Here is a 17,273-nt window from a genome sequence, read left to right on the forward strand (position 1 = left end):
CCGACAGCGCGAACACCTCGACCATAACGAAGGGACCGCCCCTGAGGGCGGTCCCCATATCGCACGAACGGATCGAGATCAGCCGTCGCCGCCGGCGAGCTTCTCCCGCAGTGCGGCCAGGGCCTCGTCCGAGGCGAGGGCGCCTCCGGATGCCGGCTGCTGTGCCGCCGGCGCCTGCGCAGCGCCGTTGTTCTGGTTGGAGCTAGGAGCGGGGGCGGGCTCGGCCGCCGCCTCTTCGGGCACCGCCTCCTCCTCGCTGGCGGTGGCCTCTGCGGCGGCCTCGGCCGCGCGCGCCTCCTCAACCTGCTTGCGGTGTGCCTCGAAGCGCTCCTGAGCCAGAGCGTACTGGCGCTCCCACTCGTCCCGCTGGGTCTCGTAGCCCTCGAGCCACTCCCCACTGTCGGGGTCGAAGCCCTCCGGGTACTTGTAGTTGCCCTGCTCGTCGTACTCGGCGACCATGCCGTACAGCGTCGGGTCGAACTCGACCTGCCCCACGACAATGCTCTCGTTGGCCTGCTTCAGCGAGAGACTGATGCGGCGCCGGTCCAGATCGATGTCGATGATCTTGACGAAGATCTCGGTACCGACCTGCACCACCTGCTCCGGGATCTCCACATGGCGTTCGGCCAACTCGGAGATGTGGACCAGGCCCTCGATCCCTTCCTCGACCCGGACGAAGGCACCGAACGGCACCAGCTTGGTGACCTTTCCGGGAACCACCTGGCCGATCTGGTGCGTGCGGGCGAACTGCTGCCAGGGGTCTTCCTGCGTCGCCTTGAGGGACAGCGAGACCCGCTCGCGGTCCATGTCGACGTCGAGAACCTCGACGGTGACCTCCTGGCCCACCTCAACGACTTCGCTCGGGTGGTCGATGTGCTTCCAGGACAGTTCGGAGACGTGCACCAGGCCGTCGACACCGCCCAGGTCCACAAAAGCACCGAAGTTGACGATGGAGGACACGACACCCTTGCGAATCTGGCCCTTCTGCAAGGTGTTGAGGAAGGTCTGCCGGACCTCGGACTGGGTCTGCTCCAGCCAGGCGCGCCGGGACAGCACCACGTTATTGCGGTTCTTGTCCAGCTCTATGATCTTGGCTTCGAGCTCACGCCCGACATAGGGCTGGAGATCCCGCACGCGGCGCATCTCGACCAGCGAGGCCGGCAGGAAGCCACGCAGCCCGATATCCAGGATGAGGCCGCCCTTGACAACCTCGATCACGGTGCCGGTAACGACTCCGTCCTCTTCCTTGATCTTCTCGATCGTGCCCCAGGCGCGCTCGTACTGGGCGCGCTTCTTGGACAGGATCAGACGGCCTTCCTTGTCCTCCTTTTGCAGGACCAGGGCCTCGACGGGATCTCCGACCGCGACAACCTCGCTCGGATCCACGTCGTGCTTGATCGAGAGTTCCCGGGACGGTATGACGCCCTCGGTCTTGTATCCGATGTCGAGCAAGACCTCGTCTCGATCGACCTTCACGATGGTGCCTTCGACGATGTCACCGTCGTTGAAGTACTTGATGGTCTCGTCGATCGCTGCGAGGAAGGCTTCCTCGGACCCGATGTCGTCGATCGCTACCTTCGGTGTCGAGGTGGCCTCGGTGCTGCTCGTCATGTGTGGGTGGACTCCGGGTACGGACATGGACAGATAGGAAATTTGTGCACGCAGCGGATCCGCATCGGCGAGTGGAGACCCGTCCCCGGACAGCAGCATCATCGCTGAAGTTCTGTACCGCGGTTGGGTGCCCGGCCGGCAACTCTCGTCACGCTGGAGTGTCCTCCACCGGAACGGGGCGCACATGCGAACCCACAACGCTTCGGTCAGCTTATGAGACGGGCGCGCTCCGGTCAATTGGAGGCCAGCGACCGCCCGATACGCAGAACCAACCTAGACAGGATATCCCGCACGGAAGCGACGGTCGAGTCGACCCGGCCCCAGCTCGCACCGACGGACGTGCCCCCAGCGGCACATCGCAACGGGCGTCAACCTCAATGCGCGGCATCCCGCCAGTTCGGGCCCACCCCCACCGACACGTCCAGTGGCACCGACAACGGGTGGGCACCCGCCATGCGTGAGGTCACCAGCTCCCGAACCGCGGACAGCTCACCACTGGTCACCTCGCACACCAACTCATCATGGACCTGCAACAGCATGCGGGAGGCATAGCCGCCCTCCCGTAGGGCGGCATCCACCTCCAACATCGCCACCTTGATGATGTCGGCAGCGGACCCCTGGATCGGGGCGTTCAAGGCCATACGCTCGGCCATCTCCCGCCGCTGACGGTTGTCACTGGCCAGTTCGGGCAGGTAGCGCCGGCGTCCCAACATCGTCTCGGTGTAGCCGTCCCGGCGTGCCTGCTCGACCACCTGGCGCAGATAGTCACGTACCCGCCCGAACTGGGCGAAGAAGTCTTCCATCAGACCGCGGGCCTCGCGCGGCGACACCCCCAGCTGCTGGGACAGCCCATACTCACTCAGCCCGTAGGCCAACCCGTAGTTCATGGCCTTGATCCGAGCGCGGGCCCCATCGTCCACCTCGGCCACATCGATCCCGAACACCCGCGCAGCGATCTCGGCATGGAAGTCGTATCCGGTCTGGAACGCCTCGATCAGGGCGGGGTCCTGGGACAGGTGCGCCATGATCCGCAACTCGATCTGGCTATAGTCCGCCGTGAGCAGATGGTCATACCCCCGGCCAACCACGAACGCCCGACGGATCCGCCGTCCGGCGTCGCTGCGCACCGGGATGTTCTGAAGATTGGGATCTGCCGAGCTGAGACGCCCGGTCGCCGCCACCGCCTGGTTGTAGGTGGTGTGGATTCGACCGTCGTCCGCGATCGTCTTGATCAGCCCATCCACCGTGGTCCGCAGCTTCGTCTGATCACGGTGACGCAGCAAGATCACCGGGAGCTCGTTGTCCGTCTGGGTGGTCAACCAGTGCAACGCGTCGGCGTCGGTGGTGTATCCGGTCTTGATGCGCTTCGTCTTGGGAAGACCAAGTTCCTCGAACAGCACCTGTTGCAGCTGCTTGGGCGATCCCAGATTGAACTCACGCCCCACCACACGGTGTGCCTCCGTGACGGCCTGCCGCACCGACGCGGCGAATTCGGCGTCCAGCTCGTCCAGATAGTCCCGGTCCGCGGCAATCCCAGCAAACTCCATGGCCGCCAGAACCCGAACCAGGGGCAGCTCCACCGTCCGGAGCAGTTCGTCTGCGCCCCGCTCCCGCAACCCCACGTCCAACTGTTCGGCGAGACGGCGCACGGCTTCCGCCCGCAGCCCCAGCCCCTCTCGTTGCCGCGCGGCCTGGTCCCCCCCGTCGTCACTCCCCACATCCAGGGTGAGCTGCTCCCCCGCGGCCGTGCCTTCGTCCAACTCCCACCCGAGATGACGCTGACACAGATCAGCCAGGTCCAGCCTGCGTTGTCCCGGCTGGATGAGATAGGCAGCCAACGCGGTGTCGCTGGTGAGTCCCTCCAGGTCCCACCCGTGGGCGAACAGGGCCAGGATCGGCCCCTTGGCGTCGTGCATGGCCTTGGGGCACTGCGGATCCGTGAACCACCGAGCCAGAGCCGATTCGTCCGCCGCATCCAGCCCCGTGGGATCGACATACACACACGCGCCAGGAACCGCGATCGCGAGGGCGCTGATCCGGCCGCCGCCGTGGCCCCACGTTCCGTCGGCGGCCACCCCGGCACGCATGCCCCCCGTGGCGTTGTGTTCCAGCCAGGCGGCAAGTTCTCCCAGGCCGCACGTGTGCACGTCCACCGCCGCCGCGTTGTGGTCCCGCGCCCCGTCCTGGTCCCCATCCGGCTCGCCCGAGCCGACGACCGTGAACAGCCGCTCCCTCAGGGTCGAGGCGAACTCCAGCTGGTCAAACAACGCGTCCACCCCGGAACGGTCCATGGGGGCGGGCTGGAGCTGCGCGGGCTCGACGTCGAGAGGGACATCGGTCGCCAGCCGGTTCAGCTGATGGTTACGCAGAACGTCGTCGAGGTGTTGGCGTAGGTTCTGGCCGGCCTTCCCCGACACCTCCCCCGCATGTTCGACCAGCGCCTCCAGCGATCCGTACCGCTCCAACCACTTCGCCGCCGTCTTGGGGCCCACCCCGGGAACACCGGGGAGGTTGTCGGCCTTCTCCCCCACCAGCGCCGCCAGGCCACGGTACTGCGTGGGTGACACCCCGTAGCGTTCGCGCACCCGTTCCGGGGTGATTCTGGTTAGCTCAGACAGACTCTTGCCGGGGTAGAGCACAGTGCAGTCGTGCGTGACGAGCTGGAAGGCGTCCCGGTCCCCGGAGGCGATCCGGACGTCCATCCCCGCTGCCAGCCCCTGAACCGCTAGGGTGGCGATCACGTCGTCGGCCTCGAAGCCTTGGGCGCTGACCCCGGGCACCCCCAGAAGTCCGAGTAGCTCCTGAACCAGCTCCACCTGGCCGGGGAACTCCGCCGGGGTCTCGCTGCGCCCAGCCTTGTAGTCGGGATATACCTCGTCGCGAAACGTCGGTCCGGACAGATCCCAGGCCACCGCGATGTGCGTCGGTTCCTCGTCCCGGAGTAGCTTCACCAGCATCGAGGTGAACCCGTACACCGCGTTGGTGGCCTGGCCGGTGCTGGACTGGAAATTCTCGACCGGCAATGCGTAGAAGGCCCGGAACGCCATGGAGTGGCCGTCCAGAAGCAGCAGGCGCTGCCTTTCCTGTGTTTCCTGCGTTTCCTGCGTTCCCGTGCCGACAGCCGGGCCGGACGCGTGCTCACCGGAGGTCTCTCGTGTCGTCACCACAACCGGCATCCTAGGATGCTGCCCGGACTTTTTCGCACCAACGCAGCGACGACGCGCGGACGCGTGCCACGAAACCTGGAGCGTGCGCGGGACGCGGGCTGGAAGGGCAGGCACCAGTGGCAGAACGGGATGAGCGGTTGGGCGAGATCATGGGTAGCGACGCTCCTGGCGGTGACCTCGCCAGCCGGATGGGGGTGGAGCTGGTCGAGGCATCGGCCAAGCGCGTGGTCGGGCACATGCCCGTCGCCGGCAACACCCAACCCTACGGGCTACTCCACGGCGGCGCCTCCTGCGTACTCGCCGAGACACTCGGCTCGATCGGGTCGGCACTGCACGCCGGCAGCGACCGCATCGCCGTCGGCATCGAGATCAACGCGACCCACCACCGCAGTGCGACCTCCGGACACATCACCGGCGTGGCCACACCGGTCCACCTCGGAGGCACCCTGGCGAGTTGGGACATCGAGATCACCGACGAGGCGGGGCGACGGGTCTGTACCTCGCGCCTCACCTGCATGCTCCGGGACGCCGGCTGAGGGTGACCGCAGCCCGAGACTCGAGGAGCACGCGGACCGGCATTGACTACGACCTGATAACAGCATGAACCCGACTCGGCGGCGAGATTGGTCACTGCCTTCCGTGCACCGCCTCACCTCTGCTTAAGTTCCGCTTACGCCGCACCTTTTTGTCATCCGCGACACAAGCCGGGGTCGCGGCGTCCACGGTGCACCCACGCATCCGACGCCAAGTGGAATGGAGACACCGCGATGGCACGCAAGAAGGCGCTCAGCCTCCTCGCCGCAGCCTCCGCCCTATCTCTCGGGTTGACCGCCTGTAACGGGGCAGACGAGGGCGAAGAGTTCCAGTACGGCTACGTGCTCCCGGAGACGGGTGACCTGGCGTTCCTGGGCCCGCCACAGATCAGCGCCGCAGAGATGGCCCTGGCGGAGATCAACGATGCCGGCGGCATCCTCGACACCGAGGTTCCCGATATCGAACCGGGTGACGAGGCCAACGACGCCGGTCAGGCCAACGAGGCCGCCAACCGCCTGGTTGACCAGGACGTAAACATGGTGCTCGGGGCCGCAGCCTCCGGAATGACCCACGCTATCTACGACACCGTTACCGGTGCCGGAATCGTGCAGTGTTCCGGATCCAACACCGACCCGGACCTGAGCACCATCGACGACGGTGGATTCTACTTCCGCACCGCGCCCAGCGACCTCCTGTCCGCCCCGGTGCTCGGCGAGCAGATCATCAACGACGGACACACCAGCGTGGCGGTAGCCAACCGGGCCGACGGCTACGGTGACGGCTACGCCGAGGTTCTGGTGGACACCGCCGAGGCCGAAGGCGCCGAGGTGGAGTTCAGTGAGGGGTACGACCCCGAGACCACCGACTTCAGCTCGATTGCCGGAGATATGGAAGGCTCCGGCGCCGACGCCTACGTCGTTATCGCCTTCGAAGAGGGCGTGCAACTGCTGGGCGACCTCCTGGAGGCCGGGGTGGATCCCGAGCAGATCTACGTCACCGACGGGATGAACGATCCCGACCTGGGCTCCAGCATCGACGAGGACAACCCGGAGATCGTTGCCGGGATCACCGGTGCCGCGCCCGGCGCCGACAATCCCGACTTCGACACCCAGCTGGAGGAGCACGATCCCGACCTGGAAGTGTTCCAGTTTGCCCCGCAGGTCTACGACTGCGTGATCGCCACGGCGCTGGCCGCCGAGCACGCCGAGAGCACGGACCCGGGCGAGTACGTGGACTCGATGACCGCGGTTACCCAGGACGGAACCGAGTGCACCGGCTTCAGCGAGTGCCGGGATCTGCTCGCCGACGGTGAGGAGATCGACTACCAGGGGGCCAGCGGCCCGATCGCCTGGGACGACAACGGCGACCCGACCGTCGCCTCCATCGCGGTGTTCAAGTTCGACGAGGACACTGCCGAGCACGGAATCGAGGAGTACGTGGAGTCCTCGACCGACTGACGCGGATCCACGCGCCGGGCCGGTTTCAACCGGAGCACGCGGACTCGGGGTGGTGCGCAGGTTCGCCTGCCGCGCCACCCCACACGTATGTCGTATGGCCTGTCTCTGCGGACCTCTGCGGGTCTCTGCGGCTGTCCCGGCGCTTCGGTGCGGGTGCACCGGGCACGAAAAACCGGTGCGGCTGTGGCGACCGCTCGAAGCGGGCCCGGCCACAGCCGCACCGGCCAGCACGCTCAGGCCTTGGCGAGCGTCCCCAAGTAGAGCTCGACCACGTTTGGATCCTGCAAGAGCTCCCGCCCGGTTCCGGTGTAGGCGTTGCGCCCCTGGTCCAGCACATAGCCGCGGTCGGCGATCTGGAGACACCGGCGAGCGTTCTGTTCCACCATGATGATGGACACCCCGATCGAGTTGATCTCCTGCACCCGCTGGAAGACCTCGTCCTGGTAGAGCGGGGAGAGCCCGGCCGTTGGCTCGTCCAGGAGCAGCACATGCGGGTTCATCATCAGTGCCCGCCCCATGGCCACCATCTGACGTTCTCCACCGGACAGGGAACCGGCCTTGGCCTTGCGCCGCTTGGCCAACAGGGGAAACAGACCCGCAACCGTCTCGAAGCGGCTGCTGACAATCTCGGGCCGGAGAAACGCTCCCATCTCCAGGTTCTCTTCGATGGTCAGCGACGGGAACACGTTCTGCGTCTGCGGGACGTAGCCCACCCCGTGCTCCACCAGCTCGTGGGCGGCCAGGCCGGCGATATTCTCCCCCCGCAGTGTCAACGCACCCGAACGCACGGGAATCAGACCGAAGATCGTCTTGACGAGGGTCGACTTCCCCGCTCCGTTGGGGCCGATGATCGCGACCACCTCCCCCTCGGCCAGGGTAAGAGTGCAGCCGGTAAGAATATTGACCTCGGGGACGTACCCTGCGACCACCTCGTCCGCAACCAGCAGATATTCGTCGTAGCGACGCTCCACCGCGGATGCGCCCTCCTGTGCGCCGGTGGACACCTCCCCCGCACTGGTACTGGGGTGTTCACTCATCGTGTTTCCTCCGTGCCCTGGGCAGCGCCGTCGTTGCCGGTCGCTCCACCGTTGGAGCGGGTGGTCTCATCGTGCTGTGTCCCCAGATACGCGTCGATGACGGTCTGGTTGGATCGAATGTCGTCGGGACGTCCCTCGGCGATCACCCTGCCCTCGGCCAGCACGATGATCCAGTCGCTGATCCCCATGATGACGTCCATATCGTGCTCGACGAAAAGAATCGTGGTTCCCTCGTCTCGCAGCGCGGATATGTGTTCCAGCAGCGACTCCACGAGCACGGGATTCACCCCCGCCATGGGCTCGTCGAGCATCACCATGGACGGTTGCACCATCAGGGCCCGGGCCATCTCCAGGAGCTTGCGCTGACCGCCGGACAGACTTCCGGCGATCTCGTCGCGCATGTGTGTCAGCCGGAACCGCTCCAACAGTTCCTCGGCCTGCCGCTGATTCCGCTGCTCCTGCCGGGACCAGTACCACCGCAGGAAGGAGCCCAACAATCGCTCACCAGTCTGGCCGGGAGCGGCCAACAACATGTTCTCCAGGACACTCAAGCGGGTCAGCGCCTTGGTGAGCTGGAAGGTGCGCACCATGCCCCGACGGGCCACCTGGTGTCCCGGAAGGCCATTGATCCGACCCCCCTGGAACGTCCACGAGCCGCTGTCCGATCCGTCGAACCCGGTCAGAACGTTGAACAGGGTAGACTTTCCCGCCCCGTTGGGACCGATCAACGCGGTGACCGTTCCACGCTGCACCTCGAGGTGTTCCACGTCCACCGCCGTCAGCCCGCCGAACGAGCGCCGCACCCGATCGGCCACCAGGATCGGATCCGGTTTGGCGCTCCCGGGCTCTGCGGCGACCCCGGTCAGGTCTGCCCGGGCCCGCCCAGTGCCGTCAGCGTCCGCGGAGACCTCGTCGAGCCCAACCCCGTTATTTGACATTGACCAGCATCTCCCTGCGGTTGCCGATGAGTCCTTGCGGTCGGTAGATGATGAGCAGTACCAGAATGAGCCCGACCAGGGCATGGCGTACCGCACCCAGCTCGCCACCGGTGACGAAGGGGAGCCAGCCCATCTGGTCCAGGGCACGCATCGTCTCGTCGGTGAAGGTGAGCAGGAACCACATCACAACGGAACCGATGACTGGCCCCCACGTGCGGCCCGCCCCACCCAGCAGCAGCATCGCCCAGAGGTAGAAGGTGACCTGGGGCCGGAACTGGTCCGGAGTCACCGATGCCTGGTGGAGAGCGATCATGACACCGGCCAGCGCACCAAAGACACCGCCGATGACCAGGCTCTGGAGTTTGTAGACGAACACGTTCTTACCGAGGCTGCGCACGGCGTCCTCGTCCTCACGGATCCCCTTGATCACCCGGCCCCACGGGCTGTGCATGAGCGACCACATGATCAGACAGGACACCAGGACCAGTGACCAGGTCACCACCATCGTCCACAGGTGTGGGCTGGAAAAGGTGATGTCCCCGACGCCGTAGCGCCCGGGCGGGAACGGGTTCAGTTCCCGGAAGCCGTCACTGAGATTCTGCCTCCCGAAGACGCCGCCGGTGAGATCACGGGCGAACGGGGCCCGGTAGACGAACCGCAGCCCTTCGGCCACCGCGATCGTACAGATCGCCAGGTAGTCCGCACGGAGGCGCAGTGTGGGGATCCCCATCAACAACGCCAGTACGACCGCACACAGGATCGAGGCTGCGACGCCCACGCTCAGCGGCAGCCCGAAGGTGCCAACGCAGACCGCGACGCCGTAGGCGCCGACCAGCATGAAGCCGACCTGCCCGAAGTTCAACAGGCCGGTGTAGCCGAAGTGCATGTTCAGGCCGATGATGGCCAGCGCGTAGATGGCCGCGACCGGGCCGATCGCCGAGGTGATGGATGTGGTCAGGATGCCGAGAAAGTCCATGGTCCGCCCCTAACCGATCCGCTCGCGTCGGCCCAGCAGCCCCTGCGGCCGAACCAGCAACATGACGATCATGATGGCCAATGCCCACGCCTCCATCAGCTGGTGTGGGAACCACAGCGTGGACAGCATCGCGACCAACCCGATCGCGATCCCGCCGAGCATGGCCCCGTAGGCGGTTCCGAGCCCCCCCAGAATGACTGCGGCGAACATCAACAGCAGGAGGTGAAAACCCATCTGCCAATGCACGATCTGGTGGATCCCCGCGAGAACCCCACCCAGGGCCGCGAGTCCACCGCCGAGTGTCCAGACGTACAACGTGATCCGGGCGACGTCGATCCCGGAGGACTCGGCCAGATCGCGATTGTCGGACACGGCGCGCATGGCCTTGCCAACGCGGGTGAACTGGAGCATGCAGGCCACGGCGACAAGGACCAGTACCGCGATTCCCATGATCGCCAGGGAGCGGGGGGCGATGGTTATGGGCCCGAGACTTACCAGCTCCTGGACCTGGTACTCGGGGTAACTGGACCTACTGCCCCCGAACATCACCAGCAGCACGTGGCGAAGGAGAAGCGCGACCCCGATGGAGACGATGAACAGCTGGATGAGCGCGACGTTGCGCAGGCGCAACGGTTGCCATATGTAGCGTTCCATACCGGCGCCGAGCGCGGCACCCAACACCACGGCGATCAGAACAGCACCGATCGCACCCCACCAGATCCCGGCGGCGAGCCCGAGAAGCGCGAGCGCGCCCTGCACGGACAGGATCGTCGAGGCGGGCATCCGCCCCCGGAGTAGGCGCCCGGTGGTGATGACCAGCGCTGCGATCGCGACGGGAACCAGAACGATCGCCGCGAGGTTGGCCGGGGTCGAGCCGAGCCCGGGATCACCGGCTAGGGAGATATGCCACTGTGCGGCCTCGCCACCGAAGATCCCCACCAGGGTGGCTCCGACGATCCCCAGTACCAGGATTGCTCCCTGGAGGGGTAACCGGATTGTGGGGCGCAGCTGGTCTCGCAACAGCAACCCCACCCCGATGGCCAGTGCCGCCGCCACGAACAGCCCCAGGATCGAGTTGCCGAGCCCCCCGGCCCCCGTGCTGAACAGCAGGGCCATGAGGGCACCGAACGTGACCATGTCTCCGTGCGCAAAGTTGATCATGCGCGTGGTCCCGAAGATCAGGGACAGCCCCACCGAGGCGATCGCGATGACCAGCCCGAACACCAGGCCATTCGTTGCGACCTGGGCGAACTTGTGGGAGAAGGGCGCCCCTTCGTCCACGTCCGGGGGCTCGGCGCCCTCCTCGGCCTCGGCCTCTTCCTCGGCGAGTTCTTCCTCGGTGTCGTCCGGGCTGGCCGCGGGTTCGTCCCCGTCCTCGGGTTCGTCGAAGCGGTAGATCAGGCGTCGTTCATCGCCGGAGCCAATCTCAAGGTCATCGTGTTCGGCACCGGGAATCAGGTCCAGTTCGGCGACGTCCTCGGGCACACTGTCCTCGTCGAGGACCGCCCGGTAGGTCCCGGGCCCGGGAAGAACGAACTCCCACTGCCCGTCGTCGTCGGTTGTCGCTGTCCCGAGCTCGGTTTCGTCCTCGAACACGGTGATCTCGACTCCCGCAATGGGTTCGGGATCGTCGATCTCACCGTGGAGCGTCTCTTCGCCCTGTTCGTCAGCCACCGCCCCACCAGGGGCCAGGAGCATCATCGCGAGCACGGCGATGAGCAGGGTGACGATGCGTCTGTGCACGCGCGCTCCCTCGCACATCATTCTGGTGGCCTCCCGGAGGGTTACCGAGAGACTCGAATCCTGGGTGGCGGTGAGTTTAGTCGCACTTCGTGGAAGGGTTCAGCACTCCTGTGGCTACGTGACCCAAACGTCATCCCTTTGTACGGGTTCGTGATCAAAGTGGAACCAGGGCACCACTTGACGCCAACCCCCACATTCCACACAAAACGGGCGCGCCGGGGCTGCACTGCTGCCCCGGCGCGCCGGACATGCCCACGGCCTGGCGCTGCCTACCCGTCGCCCCCCAGGGTGTCGATGACGGTTTCGGCAACCTTGCGCATCGTCAACCGGCGATCCATGGAGTTCTTCTGGATCCACCGGAAAGCCTCCGGTTCACTGAGACCGTGCTGAGACTGCAACAGCCCCTTCGCCCGGTCCACGAGCTTGCGGGTCTCCAGGCGCTCCTGTAGATCACTGACCTCCGCCTCCAGCGTGGTCAGCTCGGCGTACCGACTCGTCGCCATCTCCACCGCCGGCACGAGTTCGGCCTTGCTGAACGGCTTGACGAGATAGGCCATCGCCCCGGCCTCCCGCGCGCGTTCCACCAGCTCCCGCTGGGAGAACGCGGTCAGGATGACCACGGGTGCGATGCGCTCGGCAGCGATCCGCTCCGCCGCGGACAGCCCGTCGAGCACCGGCATCTTGATGTCCAGGATCACCAGGTCCGGCCGGTGCTCGGTCGCCAGAGATACCGCCGTTTCGCCGTCACCTGCCTCCCCCACCACGGTGTAGCCGTCCTCCTCCAGCATCTCCCGGAGGTCGAGACGGATCAGGGCCTCGTCTTCCGCGATCACCACGCGGCTCTGCGTCTGGGTCACGCACACGAGGGTATCGGGAGCATGTACACTCTGGGACGGAGGCTCACCCCAATACCTTCCAGGCACCCCAGAGCCCCAATTCGGCATCCATATCGGATACAATTACCAATGATCCATGCCGGAATGATGGAATGGTAGACATGAACGACTCAAAATCGTTTGCCCCTGTGGGCGTGTGGGTTCGAATCCCACTTCCGGCACCATCCGAGTAACCGGGCCCGACGTGGATCCATCAACGGATCCGCGCGGAGCCCACCCCCAGGTTCCCACTGGTGTTTTGGGGTCCTGACCACGTTCTACGGAGCCCCGCAACCACAGCATTGACACGCACCCGGATCTCGCCCGACCCTCGATCTGGGAACGGAACTCGAAATTCCCGGTGCCCGGAAAGACCCGCTGTCGAGTCCGGGCTGTGGACCGCCCGGGGCCAGCCTCCGCGCACGGAATCCCATAACCGGGAGTGACACCGCTGGCGAACTTCGCTGTGTTGCCTAGCCGTGCCGAACCGCCTCTTCCCAGCAACGACGGGGATCCGACCGACCATCAGCTCCGGACCCCGGATTTTGGCTTCCTCCCGCGCCTACCGGCGAGACGCGCCACCCCCGGGGGGGCAGGAAACCCACCTCTTCGTCGGCGCCACCCCAGACCGGACTCGGAATATCCGCCATATCCGAGGTCACCTCCACCGGCCGTAGCGGCAGAACGTGTCGTCCCAATGTTCGTTGCGACGTTGACGTTCCGGTCATCGCGGACCCTGCATCCAGCCCCCGCCCAGATCCGGTGCCGAATCTCGGCCCGGACCTCGCCGAACGGTTCGAGTGTGCACTGGCCGGCGACCCGCCCAAGGATCACATCCCAGCTACAACCTGAGCACAACCCGCAGGTTTGGTGGCCACACACCCGTACAGTCCCCGATTCTGGAGACAGAGCGAAGCAACGACGCACACCCGGTGCGGTCTACTGCACCCCGCACGCCGTAGGAAGGAGGGGCGCGGAGTGCTCAGCACGACGGTGTCGATTCTCGGCGCACTCACCATCCTGGCGTGGCTGGTTATCGCGTGGGCCTCGAACCGGCGCCAACCCTGGGCACTGGCCCCCCTCGCCCTCCTGGTGCTGGGGCTCCTCGCCCTCGGCCATCCCGGTTGGGCCCTGCTCCCCCTGGCCGCACTGGTCGTGGGCTCCTTCACCGAACTGGTCATCGGGGTCCGGGAACCCCCGGCCCTACGGACCAGGCACCCGGAGGCGCCGCTGAGTACCGAACGGTGGGCGGCCGCGGTCGCGGCACCGTTCCGGGTCGCCCTGGCCGAGCCATGGGACGTGGTGGTCCGTCCCTCGCTCCGACGCCGCTACCGCCGGGTCCTGACCGAACAGTGGGGAGCCGTGGACCGGGACTCCCTGCTGACCGCGGTGGATCACCTGTGGTCCGAACTGCGCAGTGGGCCACGTGCGGACCTCATCGTGGATCTGAGCAACGGTGTCGCCTCCACCCGCCGTCACCCCGACGATCCCCCGGGACGCACGATCGTGCTCACTGCGGACCAGGTCGCCCGCCTCCGCGAGATCTCCGGCGCACACGACACGGAAACCGTGGTGATCGGCGCCTTCCAGTGGTGGACCTCGGCACACCTCATTCGGTTGGCCTGCGGTGGGGCGGCGCTGGACTGGCTGACTCCGCGTGAGACGAACCGGCTGCTACGTCAGGTCGCCTCGGACCTCCAGCGACGGTACGGCGGATGGTACGAGCTCGCGCAGGCCTTCCACGCCGGCCACCTGCTGTGGGACGGCGCTGGTTCCACGGACGCCGAGTCACGTCGGGTCTGGACAGCGCTCGGCATCCTGACCCGCGACCCGGACAGCCCATGGAACCAGTTGCCGTGGGACATGCCCCTGGAGCGTGTTCCGGGCGAACCGGGAGCCGCCGACAGTGCCCGGCTCTAGCCGGATGGCCCGTGGGAAGACCCCTGGTCCGGGTACCGCGTCATGCGCATCCGACGCCGGTACCGGGCACGCCTCCCCGTGCTCGTCTGTGCTCGTGGTGCTAGTCGTTGCTGATGGCCTCGCCGATGGTGTGCACCCGCAGTGCGTTCGTGGACCCCGGAGTGCCCGGCGGACTACCCGCAACGATGACCACCCGTTCGCCCTCCCGGCATCGCCCCTGGGCCACCAGCCCCTGTTCCACCTGGCGCACCATCTCGTCGGTGTGGCGGACGAAGGGCACGCAGTGGGTCTCCACACCCCAGGTGAGGGCCAGCTGTGCCCGGGTCTCCTCAGAGCTGGTGAACGCCAGGAGTGGGATGGGTGAACGGTACCGGGCCAGGCGTCGGGTGGTCTCACCGGTCATGGTGAAGGCAACGAGGGCGCGAGCTCCCACGGTCGCACCCACCTCGGCCGCGGCACGGGCGATGGCACCACCCGTGGTCTCCGGCTTGCGCTCCAGGACGTGCGAGGCGTGGAGCGTGTCCTCCTCCGCCGCGGCCACGATGCGGTCCATGGTCTGGACGGTCTCGATGGGATAGTCACCCACACTGGTCTCTCCGGAGAGCATGACCGCATCGGTCCCGTCCAACACCGCGTTGGCGACGTCGGAGGCCTCGGCCCGGGTTGGCCGAGGTGCGTGGATCATCGACTCCAGCATCTGGGTAGCGACGATGACCGGTTTCGCCTTGTACTGACACCGCTGGATGGCCCGCTTCTGCACCATGGGCACGCGTTCCAGGGGCAGTTCAACCCCGAGGTCACCGCGAGCCACCATGATGCCGTCGAAGGCCTCGATGATGTCGTAGAGGCGCTCCACGGCCTGCGGTTTCTCGATCTTGGCAATCAAGGGAACCCTGCGTCCGACCTCGTCCATGATCGCGCGTACGGCGTCAGCATCGGCGGGGCTACGCACGAAGGACAGCGCAATGATGTCCACTCCCTGGGCGAGTGCCCACCGCACGTCGGCCTCGTCCTTCTCCGTGAGCGCTGGCACGCTGACCGCGACCCCGGGAAGGTTGATCCCCTTGTGATTGGACACCGGTCCGCCCACCACGACCCGGGTGTGCACCTCGGTATTGGTGGTCTTGACACATTCCAGTGCCACCCGACCGTCGTCGATCAGGACGCGGTCCCCCGGTCGTACGTCACCCGGGAGTCCCGGATAGGTGGTCGAAGCTCGGTGCGTATCGCCGGATATGTCCTCCGTGGTGATTGTGAACTCGGCGCCGACATCCAGTTCCACCTCGCCCTCGGCGAAGGTACCCAAGCGGATCTTGGGCCCCTGGAGATCAGCGAGAATGCCGACGGCGCGCCCCGTGTCCCGGGACGCGGCTCGCACATTGGCGTAGCTGGCGCTGTGGTCGTCGTGGGTTCCGTGGCTGAGGTTGAGTCGCGCTACGTCGAGGCCTGCCTCGACGAGGTCCCGGATTGCCTCCGGGCTCGCTGTGGCTGGGCCCAATGTCGCGACGATCTTTGCTCGACGTGTCACACCACATACTCTATGGCCTTCGGCGACGGAATTGGTCTAGTCCATGTTGCGGAGAGGTGTCAGTGTGTCGGACACGCCGCGAACAGCGACAGCTTCGTCACCCATCGAGCCGACCATAGTTCCGCAGAGTGAGCAGGTAATCGAGTGTGCGGATCCCCCGCCACTCCGCCTGGGCGACGTGGGACCAACTGTCCCGGTGTGCTGGCCAGCCGCCATCGGACTGTTGGGCCGAGACCAGAGCGTCCAGATGGGTGTGGATCTCCTCGTCGCTGAAGAGGCGACGTGCGACATGGCCGGGGTGTGTGGCCAGGTCGAGCGGGGTGCGCACGTGCCCGACAGCACTCGGGTCCAGTTCGAAAACGGCGCGGATCATCACACCGATCCGGTCGAACTCCCGGTGGGCGCGTGTCTGGTCGGGAACGTACTGGAGGAAGGTGCACACCGACTGGGCCTCATCGGGTGTGGTCCACTCCATTCGAGCAATTCGTTCCCAGCAGAACGCGGTCGCATGGTCACGCCAGGGATGCGTGACATGGTGCTTATGGAGGATTCCGGCCAGGGCCGCGGTCGGATTGAGACTTCCCCCGAAGTTCTCTGCGTTCCGCCAGTGGGGCGCGGACTCGGTGTGCCGCACTGTGGGTAGGACCCACGGCACGCCCCCGTCGGGCCTGGAGATGCTGACCAGGTAGGTGGCGATGTGGGAGGCGGAGTCTCGCGGGATCTCCCCCAGCTCGTCCTGGATGCGCAACGCCAGCTCGGTGCACTTCGGTTGGCTGCCATGCCCCCGCAGGTCGGGATCGAGGGCGTTACCGTATCCCCCGTCCACGTTGCGGTACGGCTCCAGTGCCGCGCGCACGGGGGCGACGGGACCACTCTCCAGGTGGTAGGCGAAGCGATGCCGATCCAGGAGTCGGGCCTCGCGCTGCATGAAGTGGTGCGCGCCGTACAGCGTTTCCGAGCTCGCCATGGTCATGAGGCACAAGATAGGAGTACCGCTGCTTGCGACACACCTCGACGCGCGTCGGCCGGTCAAGTGTTTACGTGCGGCTCTGCCCCGTGGCGGTCATGGGATCTGCGGCTCCGGTCCCGTGGTCTCTACGTCGACGGGCAGACCTGCGCCACACCACGGCGGCTCCCAGGTAGGACAGGAGAACGACCACCCCTGCAACGGCTTGGAGGGTGCGGAGATGGCCCTCCGGATAAATGATGCCGGCCAGATAGTGCTCGATGAATCCTGTGCCCTCCATCCCGGACTGGCCGGCCTGTTCCCGTCCCCAGTTCTCGACGTAGGTCAGCGGACAGGTCCAACCGACGATCGCGATCGCCAGGCCGTACAGTGCGATGGGAACGTGCACCAGTACCATACGCGGCCATTTCCAGGTCAGGAACCCACCAAAGACCACGTACAGGAGGAAGGCGAAGTGGACCAGCATCGCCGCTTCGCCGAGTACGCGGTAGATCATGGTTCCACGCTACTGGGAGTGACC

General features: G+C 66.3%; 13 protein-coding genes and 1 tRNA gene. 4 read left to right on the forward strand and 10 right to left on the reverse strand.

Annotated features, from left to right (window positions below; translation table 11 throughout):
- Nucleotides 1-78: 78 nt before the first annotated feature.
- Together rpsA and polA are read right to left on the reverse strand one after the other, a co-directional pair.
- Entirely contained in the window at nucleotides 79-1,611 is a 1,533-nt protein-coding gene (gene rpsA / locus RIF23_RS03320) for a 30S ribosomal protein S1 (RefSeq protein WP_310911241.1), read from the reverse strand.
- Between the two features lie 374 nt (nucleotides 1,612-1,985).
- Nucleotides 1,986-4,778: a DNA polymerase I gene (gene polA / locus RIF23_RS03325; RefSeq protein WP_310910810.1), complete on the reverse strand. Its 2,793-nt coding sequence runs from the start codon at nucleotides 4,776-4,778 to the stop codon at nucleotides 1,986-1,988.
- 149 nt (nucleotides 4,779-4,927) lie between these two features.
- Here polA and RIF23_RS03330 point away from each other — a divergent pair, with 149 nt between their 5' ends.
- Nucleotides 4,928-5,314: a PaaI family thioesterase gene (locus RIF23_RS03330; protein WP_310911242.1), complete on the forward strand. Its 387-nt coding sequence runs from the start codon at nucleotides 4,928-4,930 to the stop codon at nucleotides 5,312-5,314.
- Nucleotides 5,315-5,545: 231 nt separating this feature from the next.
- Complete coding sequence (locus tag RIF23_RS03335) at nucleotides 5,546-6,769, forward strand: ABC transporter substrate-binding protein (RefSeq protein WP_310910811.1); 1,224 nt, start codon at nucleotides 5,546-5,548, stop codon at nucleotides 6,767-6,769.
- Between the two features lie 233 nt (nucleotides 6,770-7,002).
- Here RIF23_RS03335 and RIF23_RS03340 read toward each other — a convergent pair whose 3' ends face one another.
- From RIF23_RS03340 to RIF23_RS03360, 5 genes are all read right to left on the reverse strand, one after another.
- Nucleotides 7,003-7,806: an ABC transporter ATP-binding protein gene (locus RIF23_RS03340; RefSeq protein ID WP_310910812.1), complete on the reverse strand. Its 804-nt coding sequence runs from the start codon at nucleotides 7,804-7,806 to the stop codon at nucleotides 7,003-7,005.
- A complete protein-coding gene (locus tag RIF23_RS03345) occupies nucleotides 7,803-8,744 on the reverse strand; it encodes an ABC transporter ATP-binding protein (RefSeq protein WP_310910813.1) in 942 nt (313 codons plus the stop codon). Before RIF23_RS03345 ends, RIF23_RS03340 begins: the two co-directional genes overlap by 4 nt.
- The gene (locus tag RIF23_RS03350) at nucleotides 8,734-9,720 is read right to left on the reverse strand and encodes a branched-chain amino acid ABC transporter permease (protein WP_310910814.1); all 987 of its coding nucleotides are present in this window, start codon (nucleotides 9,718-9,720) and stop codon (nucleotides 8,734-8,736) included. The genes RIF23_RS03345 and RIF23_RS03350 overlap by 11 nt, the downstream gene beginning before the upstream one ends.
- A 9-nt stretch (nucleotides 9,721-9,729) precedes the next feature.
- On the reverse strand, nucleotides 9,730-11,463 hold the full coding sequence (locus RIF23_RS03355) for a branched-chain amino acid ABC transporter permease (RefSeq protein WP_310910815.1): 1,734 nt from the start codon (nucleotides 11,461-11,463) through the stop codon (nucleotides 9,730-9,732).
- 269 nt (nucleotides 11,464-11,732) lie between these two features.
- Nucleotides 11,733-12,299 carry an ANTAR domain-containing response regulator gene (locus RIF23_RS03360; protein WP_310911243.1) on the reverse strand — a complete coding sequence of 189 codons (567 nt, stop codon included), beginning with the start codon at nucleotides 12,297-12,299 and terminating at the stop codon, nucleotides 11,733-11,735.
- Between the two features lie 138 nt (nucleotides 12,300-12,437).
- Here RIF23_RS03360 and RIF23_RS03365 point away from each other — a divergent pair.
- Nucleotides 12,438-12,523, forward strand: a tRNA-Leu gene (locus tag RIF23_RS03365).
- 793 nt (nucleotides 12,524-13,316) lie between these two features.
- Nucleotides 13,317-14,258 carry a DUF1266 domain-containing protein gene (locus RIF23_RS03370; RefSeq protein ID WP_310910816.1) on the forward strand — a complete coding sequence of 314 codons (942 nt, stop codon included), beginning with the start codon at nucleotides 13,317-13,319 and terminating at the stop codon, nucleotides 14,256-14,258.
- A 100-nt stretch (nucleotides 14,259-14,358) separates the two neighbouring features.
- On the opposite strand, the gene pyk is transcribed toward RIF23_RS03370, so the two are convergent.
- The 3 genes from pyk to RIF23_RS03385 form a co-directional block, all read right to left on the reverse strand.
- On the reverse strand, nucleotides 14,359-15,786 hold the full coding sequence (pyk, locus tag RIF23_RS03375; RefSeq protein WP_310910817.1) for a pyruvate kinase: 1,428 nt from the start codon (nucleotides 15,784-15,786) through the stop codon (nucleotides 14,359-14,361).
- Nucleotides 15,787-15,883: 97 nt separating this feature from the next.
- Entirely contained in the window at nucleotides 15,884-16,759 is an 876-nt protein-coding gene (locus RIF23_RS03380) for a prenyltransferase (RefSeq protein ID WP_310910818.1), read from the reverse strand.
- A 64-nt stretch (nucleotides 16,760-16,823) separates the two neighbouring features.
- Complete coding sequence (locus tag RIF23_RS03385; protein ID WP_310910819.1) at nucleotides 16,824-17,249, reverse strand: DUF2784 domain-containing protein; 426 nt, start codon at nucleotides 17,247-17,249, stop codon at nucleotides 16,824-16,826.
- Nucleotides 17,250-17,273 lie beyond the last annotated feature (24 nt).

The organism is Lipingzhangella rawalii (genome assembly GCF_031628175.1).
In the GTDB taxonomy this organism is placed as follows: domain Bacteria; phylum Actinomycetota; class Actinomycetes; order Streptosporangiales; family Streptosporangiaceae; genus Lipingzhangella_A; species Lipingzhangella_A rawalii.

Bases quoted from the DNA above. Each gene is read 5' to 3' on its own strand.
- rpsA (WP_310911241.1), bottom strand. From the start codon at position 1,611: ATGACGAGCAGCACCGAGGCCACCTCGACACCGAAGGTAGCGATCGAC.
- RIF23_RS03330 (WP_310911242.1), top strand. From the start codon at position 4,928: ATGGGTAGCGACGCTCCTGGCGGTGACCTCGCCAGCCGGATGGGGGTG.
- RIF23_RS03335 (WP_310910811.1), top strand. From the start codon at position 5,546: ATGGCACGCAAGAAGGCGCTCAGCCTCCTCGCCGCAGCCTCCGCCCTA.
- RIF23_RS03340 (WP_310910812.1), bottom strand. From the start codon at position 7,806: ATGAGTGAACACCCCAGTACCAGTGCGGGGGAGGTGTCCACCGGCGCA.
- RIF23_RS03345 (WP_310910813.1), bottom strand. From the start codon at position 8,744: ATGTCAAATAACGGGGTTGGGCTCGACGAGGTCTCCGCGGACGCTGAC.
- RIF23_RS03350 (WP_310910814.1), bottom strand. From the start codon at position 9,720: ATGGACTTTCTCGGCATCCTGACCACATCCATCACCTCGGCGATCGGC.
- RIF23_RS03380 (WP_310910818.1), bottom strand. From the start codon at position 16,759: ATGACCATGGCGAGCTCGGAAACGCTGTACGGCGCGCACCACTTCATG.
- RIF23_RS03385 (WP_310910819.1), bottom strand. From the start codon at position 17,249: ATGATCTACCGCGTACTCGGCGAAGCGGCGATGCTGGTCCACTTCGCC.